This window comes from Zunongwangia sp. (assembly GCF_048269745.1).
GTDB lineage: Bacteria > Bacteroidota > Bacteroidia > Flavobacteriales > Flavobacteriaceae > Zunongwangia.
This window is the reverse complement of the sequence record NZ_JBLXIB010000005.1, coordinates 121,221-138,933: the sequence shown is the minus strand read 5'-3', so window position 1 is coordinate 138,933 and position 17,713 is coordinate 121,221. Positions and strand designations below refer to the sequence as shown.

Below are 17,713 nucleotides of genomic sequence, written 5' to 3'. Positions count from 1 at the left end.
TTTGATTACTGAGGCAAATGTAGGGTACGCTTTCTTAAATAAATGTTAGCTAAGATTAAAGTATTACTAACATTGAATAACTATTTTTAGTATTTTTAACAGATGAAATGGAACCTGATTTTAAAGGATTATATTAACTATTTGAAGCTAGAACGCGGACTATCAGAAAATTCGATTTCTAGCTATAAACAAGATATAGATAAACTAATTGGTTTTTTAAAAGTTAAATCTATTACTGCATCTCCAAGCGATATTAAGCAAGAAACATTACAATTTTTTCTCTATAGCTTATCCGAAGATTTAAATGCTCGATCTAGAGCTCGACTACTTTCAGGATTAAAGAGTTTTTTTGATTTCTTGATTTTTGAAAATTACCGAGAAGATAATCCTACTCATTTAATAGAAGCTCCTAAAATAGGCCGTAAATTACCCGATACTATTTCCACTGAAGAAATAGACCAATTAATTGCCGCAATAGATCTCAGTAAGCCTGAAGGAGAACGTAACCGAGCTATTATTGAAACTTTGTATGCTTGTGGATTACGCGTTTCAGAACTTACCAATTTAAAAATATCCGATCTTTTTTTTGAGGAAGGTTTTATAAAAGTTAACGGAAAAGGAAGCCGAGAACGCTTTGTACCAATTGCTGATATAACGATTAAGTACATTACTATTTATAAAGACCAAGTCCGTTGCCATTTACCAATTAAAAAAGAAGCTTCCGATACACTTTTTTTAAATCGAAGAGGCAACCAATTAACCCGAGCTATGATTTTTACAATTGTAAAACAATTAGCGAAAAAAGCCGAAATCAATAAAAAAATAAGTCCGCATACTTTTCGACATTCTTTTGCCAGCCATTTATTAGAGAATGGTGCCGATCTTCGCTCTATTCAACAACTATTAGGGCACGAAAGTATAACCACTACCGAAGTTTATATGCATGTAGACCGAAGTTTTCTACGAGAAGTGCTACAAAAATACCATCCAAAATCAAATTAGTATTTATTAAATCTTCCTATTAAAGTTCTGCTAAAACTAAACTCTAATTTTTAAATTCTCTAGACTGATTTATGGAAATAAAAAAAGACAGGTAAAGCTTTTAATAAAGTATTTTGAAGATACTATGAAAAGAGAAGATATAAAAAAGCTTTGCCTAATCTGCAATTGCAATGTTTAGATCCATACTTAATCTAAGGGCTGGCAGAATTTAAAACCGATGTAAGTTCCACAAAAACAGATAGCAACTTTCTATCGTTAGAAGAGATTTCTATTATAGAAACAATCTAATCAGTAAAATCAATCATAAACCCGAAGCACTTCGGGTAAAAGTAGATCTATATTTAAAACAAATGAACTTTTAAAATTTTGTTGTACAAATAAAATAAATATAACGGCCTAATCTCAATTAGGAAGCAGATATCACTCGGAAGTAATAAAGGCAAAACACGAACCTAATTAAATAAACATTTTCGATATATTAATGATAGCTTTTTGTAACTGAAGGCAACTCCTACAAAAATATATTCAACGAATAAACATTCAGAATTATAATATATAAAAAAACGCCAAAAGTCAGTTTCTTTCTACAACAAACTGTTTCTTTTACTAGGTCACTTGTAAAAATTACAGATTAGCAGTATTTTTCAGCTTTAACCCTAAACAAATTAATCCAAAATGAAGAAAATTTATTTCCTCTTTTTCTCACTTATGGCTTCGATTGCTTTTGCGCAGCAAGTAAAAGTCCCTGTAGATACTACAGTGGTAACCAATCACTCCGTAACCATTAAAGGAAAAAATATCAATTATTCTGCTCAAACAGGTATGCAACCAGTTTGGGACGATCAGGGCAATCCTATTGCCAGCCTTTACTACACGTATTATAAAAGAAGTGATATCAAAAATACCGAAAACCGGCCTTTGGTGATTTCTTTTAATGGAGGTCCCGGTTCTGCATCAGTCTGGATGCATATTGCTTATACGGGTCCAAGAATTTTAAAAATCGATGACGAAGGTTATCCTGTACAACCTTACGGAATTAAAGAAAATCCATATTCAATTTTAGACGTAGCCGATATTATTTATGTAAATCCTGTAAATACAGGCTATTCAAGACCAATTCCTGATGAAAATGGAAAAGTAGATAAAAGTAAATTCTTTGGTGTGAATCAGGATATTAGCTATTTGGCAGAATGGTTAAATACTTTTGTAACCCGTGAAAATCGATGGCTATCACCTAAATATTTAATTGGAGAAAGCTACGGAACGACCAGAGTTAGCGGTTTAGCTTTAGAACTTCAGAATAGCCAATGGATGTATTTAAATGGTATTATCCTTGTTTCCCCAACCGAACTGGGAATTGATCGCGAAGGGCCTGTTGAAATCGCAAACCGTTTACCATATTTCGCAGCTACAGCTTGGTATCACAAATTACTTCCGGAAGAATTACAAAGTAAATCGCTTTTAGATCTATTAGAAGAAGTTGAGGAATACAGTATTAATGAAGTACTACCTGTATTGGTAAAAGGTGGTTATGCTCCCGAAGGTACCAGAAATGCTATTGCTGAAAAAATGGCGTATTATTCTGGTGTCGACAAAGACGTTTTTATTCAAAATAATTTAGAACTACCTATTAGTGCTTTCTGGAAGGAACTTAAACGTGAAGATGGCTTTACCGTGGGCCGATTAGATTCCAGATATTTAGGAATCGACCGTAAAGATGCCGGAGATTATCCTGACTATAATGCGGAATTAACTTCCTGGTTACATTCTTTTACGCCGGCTATTAATTACTATTTACGTGAAGATCTTAATTTTAAAACCGATCTTAAATATTTTATGTTCGGTCCGGTACATCCTTGGGATCGTACGCGAAATAATACCGGTGAAAATTTAAGACAGGCGATGGCGCAAAATCCTAATCTGGATGTGATGATACAATCAGGATACTTTGATGGAGCTTGTACTTATTTTAATGCTAAATACTCGATGTGGCAATTAGACCCTAGCGGAAAAATGAAAGACCGTCTCTCTTTTAAAGGTTATGAAAGCGGGCATATGATGTATTTAAGAAAAGCTGATCTGGAAACTGCCAACGAAGATATTCGTGAGTTTATTAAAAATAGTTTACCTGCTAAAGGTGCTTCAGCAAAGTACTAAATAATAACATTTGGTTGAAAAAGAAAGCCTTTCCAGTTTTAGGAAAGGCTTTTTTATGATGTGCATAATTAAATTACTTATGAACTTAACAAAAATGATTTTAAATCAGCGTAATCCTTAATCGAAATCGCTTTCTTTTCCTTATCTAAAACTTCTTTTATAGAATCTGGAATTTCAATTTCTTTACCGATAGCTTCCTGAACAGTTTCTCTAAACTTACAAGGATGCGCCGTTTCTAAAAAAGCGCCAACTTCATCAGGATGTGTTTTAAAATACTCTTGTAGCCCAAGATACCCTACCGCTCCATGAGGATCCATTACATATCCTGTTTCTTTATATACAGATTGCATGGCTTGTTTAGTCACTTCATCATCGTAACTAAAGCTGGTCAAGTTTTCTTTTACATTTCCGTATTCATTTTGGAATAATTGCAAAATCCGAACAAAATTACTCGGATTACCAATATCCATCGCGTTAGAAATTGTCGAAACACTTGGTTTTGGCTGGTAATTCCCTGTTTCTAGATAATCGGTTACTGTTCTATTGGCATTATTCGAAGCTATAAAATGTTTTATAGGAAGCCCTAATTCTTTAGCGACCATACCCGCACAAATATTCCCGAAATTACCACTGGGTACAGAGAAAACAATATCTTTCCCTTCGGAGACTAACTGCCGATAGGCTAAAAAGTAATAAAACATCTGCGGAAGCCAACGCGCCACATTAATAGAATTTGCTGAAGTTAACTGGCGTTTCGACTGAATTTCATCATCTAAAAATGCCTGCTTCACCATATCCTGACACTTATCGAAAGCACCATCAATTTCTAAAGCAGTTACATTTTGTCCAAGCGTGGTTAATTGCTTTTCCTGAATTTTACTTACTTTTCCTTTCGGGTATAGTATTACCACATCGATTCCTTCTACTCCTAAAAAGCCATTAGCTACTGCGCCACCGGTATCCCCAGATGTTGCTACCAGCACAGTTACTTTACCAACTTCATTTTTGGTAATAAAATAACCTAAACTTCCCGCCATAAAGCGAGCGCCTACATCTTTAAAAGCTAAAGTTGGTCCATGAAAAAGTTCCAAAGTATATACATTGTCCTTCACATGTACTACCGGAAATTCAAAATCTAAAGTTGTTGCGATAATTTCTTTTAGGTCTTTTTCAGGAATTTCATCACCCACAAATTGTTTAATGGCCTGATATGCCACTTCAGTTTGTGGTAAATCCGGAAGTTTTTCAAAAAAAGAATCGGGTAATTTTTCAATATGTTCAGGAAAATATAATCCTTTATCTGGAGCCAGACCTCTAATTACTGCATTCTCGAAACTGGAAGAATGACTTCGATTATTCAGACTAAAATAGTTCATTGTTTTATAAGATTTTAACTCCTTCAGGATTAATTTTTGATAAATGAAGATCGTAAGTTATACTTTGTTTTTCCATAAATTGAGCAATCTTTACTTTTACTTTTTCAGCCTGCTCACGGCCGCGACACATGGCGTAAACCGATGGTCCTGAGCCTGAAATTCCGAATCCGAGTGCACCACTTTCTAAAGCAAGTGCTTTAATTTCATCAAAATACGGTATTAAAATAGAACGAATAGGTTCCACAATTTCGTCTTTTAAGCTTCTTCCCAGCAAATCGTAGTCGTTTGTATATAAAGCACTAACCAATGCTCCCAAATTCCCCCACTGGCTAACAGCTTTATCCAGACTAATATTACGCTTAATAATGGCACGAGAATCTTTAGTCTTCACCTCGATTTGCGGATGAAGAATTACTACATTCAATTCTTCTGGAGAAGGTAAGGACAAAACTTCTAAAGGATGATAACTTTTTACCAAAGTAAAACCACCCAGCAAGGCCGGCGCCACATTATCGGCATGGGCATTTCCGCTGGCTAATCGTTCACCTTCCATAGCAAAAGGCAATAATTCAGCATTTTTCAAGGGAGAACCTAAAAGCTTATTTACGGCAAAAACAGCACCGGCAGAACTGGCAGCACTACTGCCAATTCCACTCCCTGCTTTTATTTTTTTATAAATTTCGATATCAAAACCTTCGCTAGACTGTAAATTTTCAAGCATAGCTTTTACCGCTACACCTGCTACGTTTTGATCAACTTCCATAGGTAGATCCTGTCCTTCGAGTTTAGTGATTCGTAGTTCGTTTAGATCATTCTTTTTAATGATCATCTCGTCCCCAACATTATCCAGGCAGCAGCCCAACACATCGAAACCACAAGAAAGATTAGCTACCGTTGCCGGAGCAAAAACTTTTATTTCTTTCATCTTTATTTTTTACCTATTCGTATAACATCAGCAAAGATTCCAGAGGCTGTAACATCAGCTCCGGCACCTGCTCCTTTTACGATTAATGGTTGTACACTATAACGATCTGTAAAAAACAATACGATATTATCACTACCGCTAAGATTATAAAAAGGGTGCTCTGCTCCTACTTTTTGTAATCCTACGGAAGCTTTACCATCTTCCAACTGAGCTACATATTTTAGTTGAGCATTGTCTTTAGCAGCATCTTCATAGATCTCCTTAAATTTACTTTCGTCTTCCTGAAGTAATTTGAAGAAATCTTCATTATTCTCTGTATTCAGACTTTCTTCAGAAAGGAAACTTTTGTTTTCGATATCGCTAAGCTCCATTTTTAATCCGCTTTCACGAGCAAGGATCAATATCTTACGTGCTACGTCTACTCCGCTTAAATCGATTTTAGGGTCTGGTTCAGTATACCCTTCTTCCATGGCCTGTTCTACGGTTTTGTAAAATGGTTCGGTTCCGTTATACGTATTGAACACAAAATTTAAACTACCCGAAAGTACTGCCTGGATTTTATGAATTCGGTCTCCTGAAGCGATTAAGTTTTTAAGAGTATCTATAATTGGTAATCCTGCCCCTACATTAGTTTCATAAAGGAAAGATGCACCATACTCTCTGGAAAGTTCCTGCAAATGCTGATAGTTTACCAAATCATCGGCAGCAGCAATTTTATTACAGGTTACCACAGCAATCGAATTTGAAAGATATTCTTTATACCATTTCGAAATTTCAGCACTCGCTGTGTTATCCACAAAAATACTATTACGTAAATTGAATTCTTTTACTTTATTAAAAAAGTTATGTTTACTGGCTTCTTCGCCGGCATCTAATAATTCCTGCCAGTTATCTAGATCCAATCCATTTTCATCAAAAGCCATTTTTCTGGAATTTGATAAACCAAGAACACGAACTTTCAGCCTTAAATTTTCAAGTAAGTATTTTTCCTGCTTCTTTAATTGCGCTAACAATTTACTACCCACATTTCCTACTCCGGTTATAAACAGGTTTAGTTCTTTAGAAGGCACTTCGAAAAATTGCTCATGAAGCGTATTTAGCGCTTTATTGATATCTTTTTTAGCAATGATTGCAGATATATTACGCTCTGAAGATCCTTGCGCTATGGCTCTAATATTAATATTATTATTGCCTAGTGCACTAAACATTTTACCGCTTAAGCCATGATGGCTCTTCATACGATCCCCTACTAAAGCAATGATTGCCACATTTCCTTCAATTTCTACCGGTTTGATCTTTTGATAGTCGATTTCTACCGCAAAAGCTTCGTCTAAAGCTTCTTTTGCTGCCTGAGCTTCATCATCTTTTACCGCCACACAAATACTATGTTCCGAAGATGCCTGGGTGATAAGTACTACATTGATATTTTCCTGATACAAGGTTTCAAAAAATCGTTTTGAAAAACCAGGTATTCCAACCATTCCGCTACCTTCTATATTCAATAATTTAATATCGTCAATATGCGTTATTCCGGTAACCCATCTAAAGTTTTCTTTACTGGATTTTGAAATTAATGTACCGGCATCATCCGGTGCAAATGTATTTTTTATATGAATTTGAATTCCTTTATCCAATAATGGCTGAAGTGTTGGTGGATATAAAACTTTCGCCCCAAAATGCGATAATTCCATCGCTTCTTGATACGATATTTTTTCCAACGGATAAGCCTGATGCACTACATTTGGATTAGCAGTGTACATTCCGTTTACATCGGTATAAATAATCACTTTGGCAACATCTAAAGCACCACCAAAAATAGCCGCAGTAAAATCGCTACCTCCTCTTCCTAAAGTACTAGGAACACCCTGTTCATTTTTAGCAACAAATCCCGGAACCACAAAAAGACTGGCATCATTTTCTTTAAAATACTGAACTACATTTTTATTCGTCAGTTCATAATTCAGTTGAATCTTTTCGTTATTATTCTTACAAACAATCAACTCTCTAGAATCAATTAAGAGTGCATCGGTAGCCAAACTTTTAAAATATTCAGCAATAATTAAAGAGGATAAAATTTCTCCAAAACTCGAAACCACATGCTTGGTTTTATTGGACAACTCATTCAATAAATATACCCCTTCATACAATGTTTCTAAGCGATTAAACTCCGTTTTCACTTTACTTAATACCCCGCTTTGATTTTGTACCGGAATTAATTCTTTTACCGCATCTAAATGTCTTTTTTCATTTTTTGCCAGAATTTCTTTATAAGCTAAATCTTCTTCAGCGGCAAGATCTGCCATTTTTAAAAGATCGTTGGTAACACCTCCAAATGCTGAAAATACAGCTAAGGTTTTATCTTGTTGCACATGCTTTTTTACAGTTTCAGCTACAAGTTTGATTCGCTCCGGAGAGGCTAAAGAAGATCCTCCGAATTTTAGGATATTCATAAGAATAATTTAAAGTTTGAAAATTGGTTTTGAATTTCGTTGATAAACGAATAAAAGTGTGGACGGAAAATTATATACAAATTACCCCAAAGGGGTAATAATAGTGCGAGTAATAATAGTAGCAACAACTATAGTAGCTGGTGTTTTAAAACTATTATGTGGTTTAATACTCTTCATTTTTTCCTTAAATATGAGTTAAAAATATACAATTCCGATTGTAAAAAAAACTAAATAGTGTTTTTTACTAAAAAAATATGAGATTTTCATAATTTATAAAAAACAAAAGCCCGATTTTTAGTGAAATCAGGCTTTTACTCATTTTATTTCAATAGCAATTTTACAATCCGCTAATATAACTTCCATAAAGATCATTAAACTGAATACCTTTAGTATATCGTTGCTTGCTTAATTTCTTGAACTCTACCAGTCCCCAAAGCAAAAATTCTTTGAGAAAATAGGTATCGATTTTATCCATTTCCAGCTGATATTTTTTGATTAATTCATTTAATGGTTTCACCTCATCCAGCTTTTTCTTGTATTCCTCATCAGTAAGATCATCTGGAAGCTCAAAACCGGTTTGTTCAAAAAACCACTCTATCAAATCATCATATGGTGTTTTGTCATCTGGACGTTGTAATTTTTCGATCTTAGGGAAGTAATTTGGGAATAAAGTTTTTACTGCATCTCCTATTAATTGCGTTGCCACGGCAGCAGCTCCTTCTTGTTCCCCTTCGTAAACTAATTCAACTTTACCAGTTACTGATGGGATTACTCCCATAAAATCACCGAATCGCAATAATGTTTTATATTCTCCATTTTTAAGGGTTCTACGTTCTGCAGCACTTAGAAGATTTTCGTAAGCAGTAATGCTCATTCTGGCACTAATCCCACTTTTCTCATCTATAAATTCACTTTCTCGAGCTTCAAAACCAATTTGCTCCAATAGGTCTTTAGCTAACTCTGGGACATAAACCATATCAGCTTGTCTGGAATCTAATCTAGCTTCCTGCTGTGTGATAGTCTTAGCAATCTCTATAGTTTCGGGATAATGGGTTAAAATCTGAGAACCAATCCTATCTTTAAGCGGAGTTACAATACTACCGCGATTGGTATAATCTTCAGGGTTAGCAGTAAATACAAATTGCATATCCAAAGGCAGTCTTAATTTGAAACCTCGAATTTGAATATCGCCCTCCTGAAGTATATTGAACAATGCTACCTGAATTCTAGCCTGTAAATCGGGTAATTCATTAATTACAAAAATACTACGATTCGCACGTGGAATCATCCCAAAATGAATCACACGATCATCAGCATAGCTCAATTTTAAGTTAGCAGCTTTAATAGGATCTACATCACCAATTAAATCGGCAACTGTAACATCTGGTGTGGCTAGCTTTTCAAAAAAGCGCTCACTACGATGAATCCATATAATTGGCGTTTTATCACCTTTTTCAGTAATTAATTCTTTTGCGTATCGCGAAATTGGATGTAATGGATCATCATTAATTTCTGAACCTTCAACTGCAGGAATATATTCATCCAAAAGATTCAGCATTAAACGAGCTAGCCTTGTTTTAGCCTGCCCACGTAAGCCTAATAAATTAATATTATGTTTCGATAATATCGCACGTTCTAATTCAGGTATCACAGTATCATCATACCCATGAATCCCAGTAAATGATGGTTCTTTATTTTTAATTTTTTCAATTAAATTATCGCGCAGCTCATCTTTTATACCTTTGCTTTTATACCCTGAAGCCTTTAAATCTCCAAGGGTTTTTAATTTTTCAATATTCATATCTTCTTTTTCTTTTAGCCTCTAATTCTTTTTTTTCTGTTTGTTTCGTAATCTTCAAAAATCATTTCACCTAAACCTTGTAGCCCGGTATAAAATGCTTTTCCTTGATTAGCTTCTGTAAATTCTCGAATAAACTGCATCAAATACGGATCTTGTGCAATCATAAACGTAGTTATGGGGATTTGCAATTTTCTGGCTTGCTGTGCCATGTTATAGCACTTATCAACTATATAAGGATCTAGTCCCATACTGTTTTTATAATAACTCCCATCACGTTCTCTTATACAACTGGGTTTACCATCGGTAATCATAAAAATTTGCTTGTTGGTATTTCGCTTTCTTCGTAAAATATCCATCGCTAATTTTAATCCGTCAACCGTATTAGTATGATAAGGACCAACCTTTAAATATGGTAAATCTGCAATAGAAACCGGCCAGGCATCATTTCCAAAAACAATAATATCTAAGGTATCTTTTGGGTAACGTGTCGTTATTAATTCAGCCAGTGCCATGGCTACTTTTTTAGCCGGGGTAATTCGATCTTCTCCGTACAAAATCATGCTATGGCTAAGATCAATCATCAAAACCGTACTCATTTGAGATTTGTAGTGTGTCTCTTCAACTACCAAATCATCATGCGTCATATTAAAATCACCGATACCATGATTGATCTGTGCATTTCTTAAGCTTTCAGTCATCGAAATTCGATCTAATGAATCTCCAAACTGATATTCCCTAAAATCACCCGTATGTTCATCGCCACGTCCAACATGACTTGTGCGGTGATTCCCGGAATTTCCTTTTCGCATCTTTCCAAAAATCTGATCTAAAGCCTGCTGGCGGATAGCTCTTTCAGTTTTGGCAGTGATCTTTAAACTCCCGGAACCATCACCTTCTCCATCTCCATCAGGATCAATTTCTTCTTTAATGTACCCTTTTTGTTTTAGGTCTTCAATAAAATCATCTATGGTATATTCACTGGTAGTAAGTTTATATTCTTCGTCTAACTGGCGTAACCAGTCTAGCGCTTCATCTAAATCTCCCGAAGTGTGGGTGATTAATTCTTTAAAAATTTCAAAGAGTTTTTCAAAAGGAGTTGTGCTTTCTTCTTCGTATTTTTTGAAAACAAATCCCTTTTCCTTCATTTTATCTTTCTTCTTCATATTCTAAAAGTACGTTTTTTTCCATAGAAATGAAATTGAAGAATCCGGGAATACTAGATTTAGAAAAACCTTATGATTTTAATCAAAATCGATTATTTTTTCGTTATTGTTTTCTTAAATACTTTTAAATATCACTTAATAATCAGAAATTTGAGCGGTTAATTTAAACGCTAACCCCAATAAAATAGATCCTTAATGGATACTTTTGAAATTATAGCACTTTGCCTAAATATATTATTTTTAATCCCCACTATAGCTTCTATTACACGTTTTGACCAATGGTGGATTAGAGCATTTGATTTCCCGAGAATCCAAATTTCAGTAGGTATCATTATAACTTGTATTATTTGCTGTTTTGCCTATACATTTACTTCAGCTTGGCAATTTACAGCTCTTACCTTATTATTTTTAAGCTTAATTTATCAGGGAATAAAAATTTACCCGTATACCTACCTTTCTAAAAAACAAGTAAAAAAATACCATGGCAATGATACTGATGCTATGGTTAGCATTTTAATAAGTAATGTATTAACTCCAAATAAACATCCTGAACGCTTAGTTGCCTTGGTAAAAAAAAGACAACCGGATATTTTACTAACACTAGAAACTGATAAACGCTGGGAGAAAGAATTGGAGGTTTTAGAATTAGAAGATGGTTATAAATATACTGTAAAAATTCCTTTAGATAATTTGTATGGTATGCATCTATATTCTAAACTAAAGCTTTTAGATGCTGAAGTACATTATATAATGCAGAAAGACATTCCTTCTATACATGGAATGGTAGAGTTACGAAACGGAGAAAAAATAAGTTTCCATTGTTTACATCCAATGCCTCCAAGTCCTACTGAAAGTTACACTTCTACAAACCGAGATGCAGAAATTTTAATGCTAGGTAGGGATTTAGAAAAAAAAGATGAAAAAATATTAGTTTTTGGTGATTTAAACGATGTTGCGTGGTCTAGAACTACAAAACTCTTTCAAGAAATGAGCGGCCTTATGGATCCTCGAATTGGACGTGGCTTTTTTAATACTTTCCACACTGGTTATCGATTATTAAGATGGCCGTTAGATCATGCTTTTCATTCTAGAGACTTCAACTTGGTTGAAATTGCTAGAGAAAAAAGCATAGGATCTGATCATTTTCCTATGTATATAAGACTTCATTACGATCCTAAAGCGATGAACACACAAGAGGAACTTGAACTTGACAAAGAAGAAGAAATCTGGGCTAGAGAAAAAATTATCGATGCACAACCATTAGAAAAAAATATTAAGATTCCGAGAAGTATGAATTAATGGGTTCTAAATTTTTAATAGCATAACAATTATTTAAAGTAACCGGTTTCTCAATATAGCCTATAATTTTATCATAAGTATTTGCTTTGTTTCGATCTTTTAAATCAATACTTGAAGTAACCATAATAACATGAATATTATCTTTAAAGGGATGATTAAAAAATTTATCCATTACATCCCAACCTGAAAGGCCAGGCATATTAATATCTAAAAGAATTAAATAGCTTTTATCATCTTCTATTTTTTGTTCTTCAAAATATTTGAAAAGTTCAGATCCACTTTTAAAAATAAGAGGAGAAGTATGTATGCCGCAACGTACAACTACTCGCTTTTGCATTAATAGCACTATAGGATCATCATCAACTAAAATGACTTCCAACATATAAAATAAGAGGATTTAGGGTTATAAATAATTGGTTTTAGCCGTAATATTTTTTACTACTTGATCCAATTCTTTTGCTGAATTTACTATATTTTTTATTATTTCTTTAGTACTCTCTTCATTTTTTTGCTCATTTTGCCACATTTCTACTAAACCAATTATTTTAGCTAAAGGAGCTCGAACTATATGAGATTGTTCCCAAGCAATCTCTTCTAATTTTTTATTTCTTGTTTCAATTTGGTCAATATACTCTTTTTGCTGTGTAATGTCTTGTATTGAAGAAATTAAGCGTTCAGGCTTAGAAGCATCATCGACTACCAAATAACAACGCTCTAACAAATTTCTATATTCTCCATTAGCTGTTTTAATACGATATTCAAATTTAGAATGATTATTTTCTAAATCAAATAATGCATTAAAACATTGACTAACTTTTTTTATATCTTCTGGATGAATTTTATTTAACCACCAGCTCCAAGGAGAATCTTCTGGAAAATCTTTTGGTTTATACCCACTAATTTTTTGAACAGATTTTGAAACAAAAAAACTGTTTTTTTCAAAATTAACCTCCATAATTACGTCACTAGTAGCTTCAGAAACAATTTCAAAACGCTCTAAATTTTTTACAAGTTCATTACGTTGTTCAACAAAATCAGTCACATCTTTACTATTAATCACAATACCATTGACAGCTTCATTATTTAATAAATTGCTAACCGTCGTTTCCATATAACGCCAATAATTATTCTTATCCTTTAGCCTAAAAAATGGTAATTGCAACTTCTCACCGTAAAGAGGTTTAATTCCATTGATTAGATCTAACACATAATCTTTATCCTCAGGATGTATAGAATCTTTAATACTTGTATTTAAAATATCTTTGGTTTCTAATTGTAAAAAAGATTCTATAATAGGACTAACATAGGTATATTCTAAATTTTCATTAAGTACTGCAATAAAGTCTGAGCTTTCTTGTAATAAAGCTTTAAAGCGCTCTTTCCCTTTTTGTAATTCACTAAAAGCGTAAATTTTATCGGTTACATTATTGATAATTATAAGGATTGCGTTTTTTCCAAAAAAACAAATTGAAGTACACTGTATTTGAACTTGTACAATTTTACCAGATTTCAATTTATGCTTAGCTAATTTATTTGAAAAATTAACTGATAATTGTTTAAATATCGTTTTTAAACACTCTTTATCGTTTTCCAAATAAAGATCACAGATATCTAACTCTAAAAATTCTTTTTTTGTATACCCATATAGTTTAAAAGCGGAATCATTTACATTCAAAAAACTTAAATCATCTCTATCTAAAATCCAGATCGGTAATGGAGAGTTATTATAAATTGTTCTATAATTTCTTCTTGAATCCCTTAATTGTTTTAAACCCTCATAGCGCTCTATACCATAAGTAATACTTCTAGAAAGTAAAGCTGGAGTTATTTCTCTAAAGTGTATATAATCGCTAACTCCATATTTAAAAGCATTGGCTTCAGAGGCACTTTTACAATTGTTTGTTATTGCAATTACAGGGAATTTAGAAGTTAGATTAGGGAAATTAATAAATATTATATTTAGCTCTTTTTGAGGTTCTTTTAAATGTAAGACTAATATATCACAGCTATTTTGCTCCTCTACTATTTTTCCTAATGAAGCTAATGAGTTACACTGTGAAACAATAATATTATCTAAAAAATCAAAAGCATTCAATATGCATTCGCTCTCTTTAATATAACCATAATTAACTACATGTATTTTTTTTAAATCTAACTTCATTATAAATTACAGATTTGCCTAAATAAGACATTTCTTCAAAATAGTTAAAACTATTGAAAAAAATCTTTTCAAGAGCTAATAATAAGTAAATTAATTGGGATCTTATGATTGTTTTATTAAAACATAAGCTTTACTTTACGGAAAAAAGCAATGTTTTCATTTTTTAGCAAAAAATATTACTTCGTAGATTATTTAGCTGACTTTACCGATTTTCATAATCATATTTTACCTGGAATAGACGATGGATCTCCTGATGTTGAAACTTCTCTGGAGTTGCTTGAAAGATTCGAAAAATATGGGATCAAAAACTTTGTACATACCCCACATATAATGAATGATTATTACCCTAATACCCCCGAAACAATAGGAAATGCTTTAAAAAAATTACAAGATTCTCAGCCCAAAGAAGTTAAAAATCATGCAGCGGCAGAATATATGATGGATCAAAGTCTATTAGATAAACTAGATAATGAAGAGTTACTAAAAATATCCGGAAATTTTGCATTGGTAGAAATGTCCTTTTTACAACCTCCAATCAATTTAAATGAAATACTTTTTACACTGCAAAATCATGGCAATGTACTAATGCTGGCACACCCAGAAAGATATGGCTTTTTTCATAAAAATGATTTATCAAAATATAATGATTTAAAAAGAAGGAACTGCTATTTTCAGCTAAACATGCTTTCTTTAAGTGACCATTACGGGAAAAGTATTCAAAAAATGGCTTATAAATTGTTAGAAAACCAGATGATTGATTTTATAAGTAGTGATACACACAGAATGCAACATCTAGATAAACTAGAAACTATACAATTGAAGAAAAAGCATATCGATTTTTTAGAACCTGTTATTGAACGTAGTAAAGCTTTATTTAATTAAATTTCTAATAATCGATTTAAAAAATTGAAATGTTCTTCTTCTGAACATTTATTTTCCATGAAATTTAAAATTTCAGTTTCTAATTTATTCCTAAATTGTTGTTTAGGCTGTAAAACCAAATAAGTAGATTTCTTCTGAAGAATTTTTTCTTCGGAAGAAATTAATAGTTCTTGTAGCTTTTCTCCAGGTTTTAAATCGATATTCTGAAAATTAAACGATGATTTTTTTAGAGATAAAAATAAATTGGCTAATCTTTTTATAGTAATTTGCTCAGTAGGTAATACCGAAAATACAACTCCCTTTTCTGAAGCTTTTAAACACTTCAAAAGAAGCTCGGATACTTCATTAAGAGTATAAAAATAACGAGAAGCTTTTGGGTTGGTCAGTAGTAATTGGCTGTTCCAAGAAAACTGCTTTTCAAATAATGGCAATACAGACCCGGTACTTCCTAATACATTCCCAAAACGAAGACTATTAAAATTTGTAGTTTCACTTTTTACGGCAAAACTACTAACTAACTTTTCGGCTATTGCTTTTGTTTTGCCCATAACCGATATAGGTTCAACTGCTTTATCGGTAGAAATTAGCAAAAAATCTCTCGTATTATAATTTTCAGCTAATTTTAGTAAAAAATAAGTACCTATTACATTATTCTTTATGGCTCCTGAAATTTGATTTTCTAAAAATGCTACATGTTTAAAAGCTGCAGCATGAATAACAATTGTTGGTGTAAATTGCTGAAAAATAGCTTCTATTTTTGTAGTATCACAAATATCATTTAGAAAATAATTTACTTCTGCATTAGGAAAAATTGCATTTAGTTCTTGTTGTAAATAAAACAATTCAGTTTCTGAATTATCTATCAAAACCAAACAAGCATTTTTTTCAGCAAAACGTCTGGTAATTCCTTTCCCTATAAAACCTGCTGCTCCGGTAATTAAAACCGTTTCTGCTTTGTATTCTGAAGATGTTGCTCGGAAAAAATTATCAATATATAAATCGGATAACTTAAAATCTTCAAGAGTTGGATATTCTTTTTTAAAATTTAATAATAAGAAAGAAAAAATCGGAACTTGATATTCTAAAGCCTGCTCTACAATTCCTATTTTTTCTGAAAAATTACGCTTATAAATTTCTTCTAAATAAATTAACTTATCCGCTTTTTGTAAAATTCGCTCAAAATTTAAAATATCTTGATAATCGACATTTAACTCTTTTATAGATGAAGCTATTTCTGCATCTTGTAAAAATATAAGCTTAAATGCTTCTTTTTTTTCTTTAAAATAAGAATATAAAGAAGCTAGCAATGTTGGTTCTCCAAAAGCTAAAATTAGCTTATATTCTTTTTCATGTTTCATTCGCTAAAAATATCTAAAAACACAGATTTTATTCGTTCCAAATCAGATGCAATCATATTAGTTCCTGATGGTAAACATAAAGCTTTTTTAAAAACTGCTGTAGCTATACCTTTATCGTAACTTTGATATTCTTTCAAAAAACATTGTGTATGTAAAGGTTTCCAAACCGGTCGACTTTCAATATTATTCTCAGCTAATTTTTTCTGAATGTCTGTATTCGAAATTCCCGTAATTTCAGCATCAATTTCAACTACATTAAGCCAATAATTCGACTGATAATCGGAAGAAGGTGATGTAAATAACTTAACTCCTTTTACATCTTTAAAAAATTTTTGGTAAAACTTATGAATTTTAATTTTCTGCTCTACCCGTTGTTGTAAAACTTCTAACTGCCCCAAACCAATACCTGCCAAAACATTACTCATTCTATAATTATACCCCATCTCTGAATGCTGAAAATGAAAATTTGGTATTCCAGATTGTGTGGCTAAAGAAATAGCTTTTTCTTTTTCGGTTTTAGTCTTACAAACTAAAGCACCACCTGCAGAAGTTGTTATAATTTTGTTTCCGTTGAATGAAAATACTCCAAAATCACCAAAAGTTCCACACCTTTTATTCTTATAAGTGCTACCCAATGCTTCGGCAGCATCTTCAATTATAGGGATTTTAAATTCTTCTGAAATTTGCTGAATAGCGTTGCAATTATAAGGCATACCAAAGCTATGTACCGCAATTATAGCTTTTATAGATTGTTTTTTTTTGTTTGCATCTAAAATTGCCTGGCGTACTAATGCTGGATCTATATTATAGGTTTCAGGCTCACTATCTATAAAAATAGGGGTAGCACCTTGATATAAAATGGGGTTAACCGTTGCCACAAAACTAAATGTTTGGCACAATACATAATCATTTTTCCCGACTCCTAACATTTTCAATGCTAAATGAATAGCAGCAGTACCACTATTTAAAGCAGCTATTTGAAAACTATTTTCAGAATCTAATTCTGCAGCTAATCGATTTTCGAATTCATCAATTTGGTGCCCTACTGGAGCAATCCAGTTTTCCTGAAAAACTTGTTTTATATTTTCTAATTCACCTCCACTCATATGTGGAGCAGAAAGCCAAATTTTTTTCATTCT

Annotated in this window: 13 protein-coding genes; 4 read left to right on the top strand and 9 right to left on the bottom strand. The window is 32.7% G+C overall.

Annotation, left to right across the window (positions count from 1 at the left end; all coding sequences use genetic code 11):
- The first annotated feature begins 102 nt into the window (after positions 1-102).
- The gene (gene xerD / locus ACN0WI_RS08160; RefSeq protein WP_417886188.1) at positions 103-1,002 is read left to right on the top strand and encodes a site-specific tyrosine recombinase XerD; all 900 of its coding nucleotides are present in this window, start codon (positions 103-105) and stop codon (positions 1,000-1,002) included.
- Positions 1,003-1,677: 675 nt separating this feature from the next.
- On the top strand, positions 1,678-3,159 hold the full coding sequence (locus ACN0WI_RS08155; protein WP_417886187.1) for a S10 family peptidase: 1,482 nt from the start codon (positions 1,678-1,680) through the stop codon (positions 3,157-3,159).
- Positions 3,160-3,236: 77 nt separating this feature from the next.
- On the opposite strand, the gene thrC is transcribed toward ACN0WI_RS08155, so the two are convergent.
- The 5 genes from thrC to ACN0WI_RS08130 all read right to left on the bottom strand — a co-directional run bounded on the left by thrC (position 3,237) and on the right by ACN0WI_RS08130 (position 10,874).
- Entirely contained in the window at positions 3,237-4,535 is a 1,299-nt protein-coding gene (gene thrC / locus ACN0WI_RS08150; RefSeq protein WP_417886186.1) for a threonine synthase, read from the bottom strand.
- 4 nt (positions 4,536-4,539) lie between these two features.
- On the bottom strand, positions 4,540-5,460 hold the full coding sequence (locus ACN0WI_RS08145; RefSeq protein WP_417886185.1) for a homoserine kinase: 921 nt from the start codon (positions 5,458-5,460) through the stop codon (positions 4,540-4,542).
- Positions 5,461-5,462: 2 nt separating this feature from the next.
- Positions 5,463-7,910 (bottom strand): bifunctional aspartate kinase/homoserine dehydrogenase I, encoded by a 2,448-nt coding sequence (gene thrA / locus ACN0WI_RS08140; RefSeq protein ID WP_417886184.1) that lies wholly within the window; start codon positions 7,908-7,910, stop codon positions 5,463-5,465.
- A gap of 337 nt (positions 7,911-8,247) precedes the next feature.
- A complete protein-coding gene (locus ACN0WI_RS08135; RefSeq protein WP_417886183.1) occupies positions 8,248-9,711 on the bottom strand; it encodes a magnesium chelatase in 1,464 nt (487 codons plus the stop codon).
- A gap of 14 nt (positions 9,712-9,725) precedes the next feature.
- Positions 9,726-10,874 carry a vWA domain-containing protein gene (locus tag ACN0WI_RS08130; RefSeq protein WP_417886182.1) on the bottom strand — a complete coding sequence of 383 codons (1,149 nt, stop codon included), beginning with the start codon at positions 10,872-10,874 and terminating at the stop codon, positions 9,726-9,728.
- 195 nt (positions 10,875-11,069) lie between these two features.
- Here ACN0WI_RS08130 and ACN0WI_RS08125 point away from each other — a divergent pair, with 195 nt between their 5' ends.
- Positions 11,070-12,173 carry an endonuclease/exonuclease/phosphatase family protein gene (locus tag ACN0WI_RS08125; RefSeq protein WP_417886181.1) on the top strand — a complete coding sequence of 368 codons (1,104 nt, stop codon included), beginning with the start codon at positions 11,070-11,072 and terminating at the stop codon, positions 12,171-12,173.
- Here the strand turns inward: ACN0WI_RS08125 and ACN0WI_RS08120 are convergent.
- Positions 12,148-12,555, bottom strand: coding sequence for a response regulator (locus tag ACN0WI_RS08120; protein WP_417886180.1), 408 nt, complete (start codon positions 12,553-12,555; stop codon positions 12,148-12,150). The genes ACN0WI_RS08125 and ACN0WI_RS08120 overlap by 26 nt on opposite strands.
- Before the next feature lie 21 nt (positions 12,556-12,576).
- Positions 12,577-14,334 carry a PAS domain S-box protein gene (locus ACN0WI_RS08115; RefSeq protein ID WP_417886178.1) on the bottom strand — a complete coding sequence of 586 codons (1,758 nt, stop codon included), beginning with the start codon at positions 14,332-14,334 and terminating at the stop codon, positions 12,577-12,579.
- Positions 14,335-14,484: 150 nt separating this feature from the next.
- On the opposite strand from ACN0WI_RS08115, the gene ACN0WI_RS08110 reads away from it, so the two are divergent.
- Entirely contained in the window at positions 14,485-15,216 is a 732-nt protein-coding gene (locus ACN0WI_RS08110; RefSeq protein ID WP_417886177.1) for a tyrosine-protein phosphatase, read from the top strand.
- On the opposite strand, the gene ACN0WI_RS08105 is transcribed toward ACN0WI_RS08110, so the two are convergent.
- Entirely contained in the window at positions 15,213-16,574 is a 1,362-nt protein-coding gene (locus ACN0WI_RS08105; RefSeq protein WP_417886176.1) for an SDR family NAD(P)-dependent oxidoreductase, read from the bottom strand. The genes ACN0WI_RS08110 and ACN0WI_RS08105 overlap by 4 nt on opposite strands.
- The gene (locus ACN0WI_RS08100; protein ID WP_417886175.1) at positions 16,571-17,710 is read right to left on the bottom strand and encodes a DegT/DnrJ/EryC1/StrS family aminotransferase; all 1,140 of its coding nucleotides are present in this window, start codon (positions 17,708-17,710) and stop codon (positions 16,571-16,573) included. Before ACN0WI_RS08100 ends, ACN0WI_RS08105 begins: the two co-directional genes overlap by 4 nt.
- Positions 17,711-17,713 lie beyond the last annotated feature (3 nt).

What these genes read in the sequence shown, in the direction of transcription:
- xerD (WP_417886188.1), top strand. Translation starts at nt 103, where the DNA reads ATGAAATGGAACCTGATTTTAAAGGATTATATTAACTATTTGAAGCTA.
- ACN0WI_RS08155 (WP_417886187.1), top strand. Translation starts at nt 1,678, where the DNA reads ATGAAGAAAATTTATTTCCTCTTTTTCTCACTTATGGCTTCGATTGCT.
- thrC (WP_417886186.1), bottom strand. Translation starts at nt 4,535, where the DNA reads ATGAACTATTTTAGTCTGAATAATCGAAGTCATTCTTCCAGTTTCGAG.
- ACN0WI_RS08145 (WP_417886185.1), bottom strand. Translation starts at nt 5,460, where the DNA reads ATGAAAGAAATAAAAGTTTTTGCTCCGGCAACGGTAGCTAATCTTTCT.
- thrA (WP_417886184.1), bottom strand. Translation starts at nt 7,910, where the DNA reads ATGAATATCCTAAAATTCGGAGGATCTTCTTTAGCCTCTCCGGAGCGA.
- ACN0WI_RS08135 (WP_417886183.1), bottom strand. Translation starts at nt 9,711, where the DNA reads ATGAATATTGAAAAATTAAAAACCCTTGGAGATTTAAAGGCTTCAGGG.
- ACN0WI_RS08130 (WP_417886182.1), bottom strand. Translation starts at nt 10,874, where the DNA reads ATGAAGAAGAAAGATAAAATGAAGGAAAAGGGATTTGTTTTCAAAAAA.
- ACN0WI_RS08125 (WP_417886181.1), top strand. Translation starts at nt 11,070, where the DNA reads ATGGATACTTTTGAAATTATAGCACTTTGCCTAAATATATTATTTTTA.
- ACN0WI_RS08120 (WP_417886180.1), bottom strand. Translation starts at nt 12,555, where the DNA reads ATGTTGGAAGTCATTTTAGTTGATGATGATCCTATAGTGCTATTAATG.
- ACN0WI_RS08115 (WP_417886178.1), bottom strand. Translation starts at nt 14,334, where the DNA reads ATGAAGTTAGATTTAAAAAAAATACATGTAGTTAATTATGGTTATATT.
- ACN0WI_RS08110 (WP_417886177.1), top strand. Translation starts at nt 14,485, where the DNA reads ATGTTTTCATTTTTTAGCAAAAAATATTACTTCGTAGATTATTTAGCT.
- ACN0WI_RS08105 (WP_417886176.1), bottom strand. Translation starts at nt 16,574, where the DNA reads ATGAAACATGAAAAAGAATATAAGCTAATTTTAGCTTTTGGAGAACCA.
- ACN0WI_RS08100 (WP_417886175.1), bottom strand. Translation starts at nt 17,710, where the DNA reads ATGAAAAAAATTTGGCTTTCTGCTCCACATATGAGTGGAGGTGAATTA.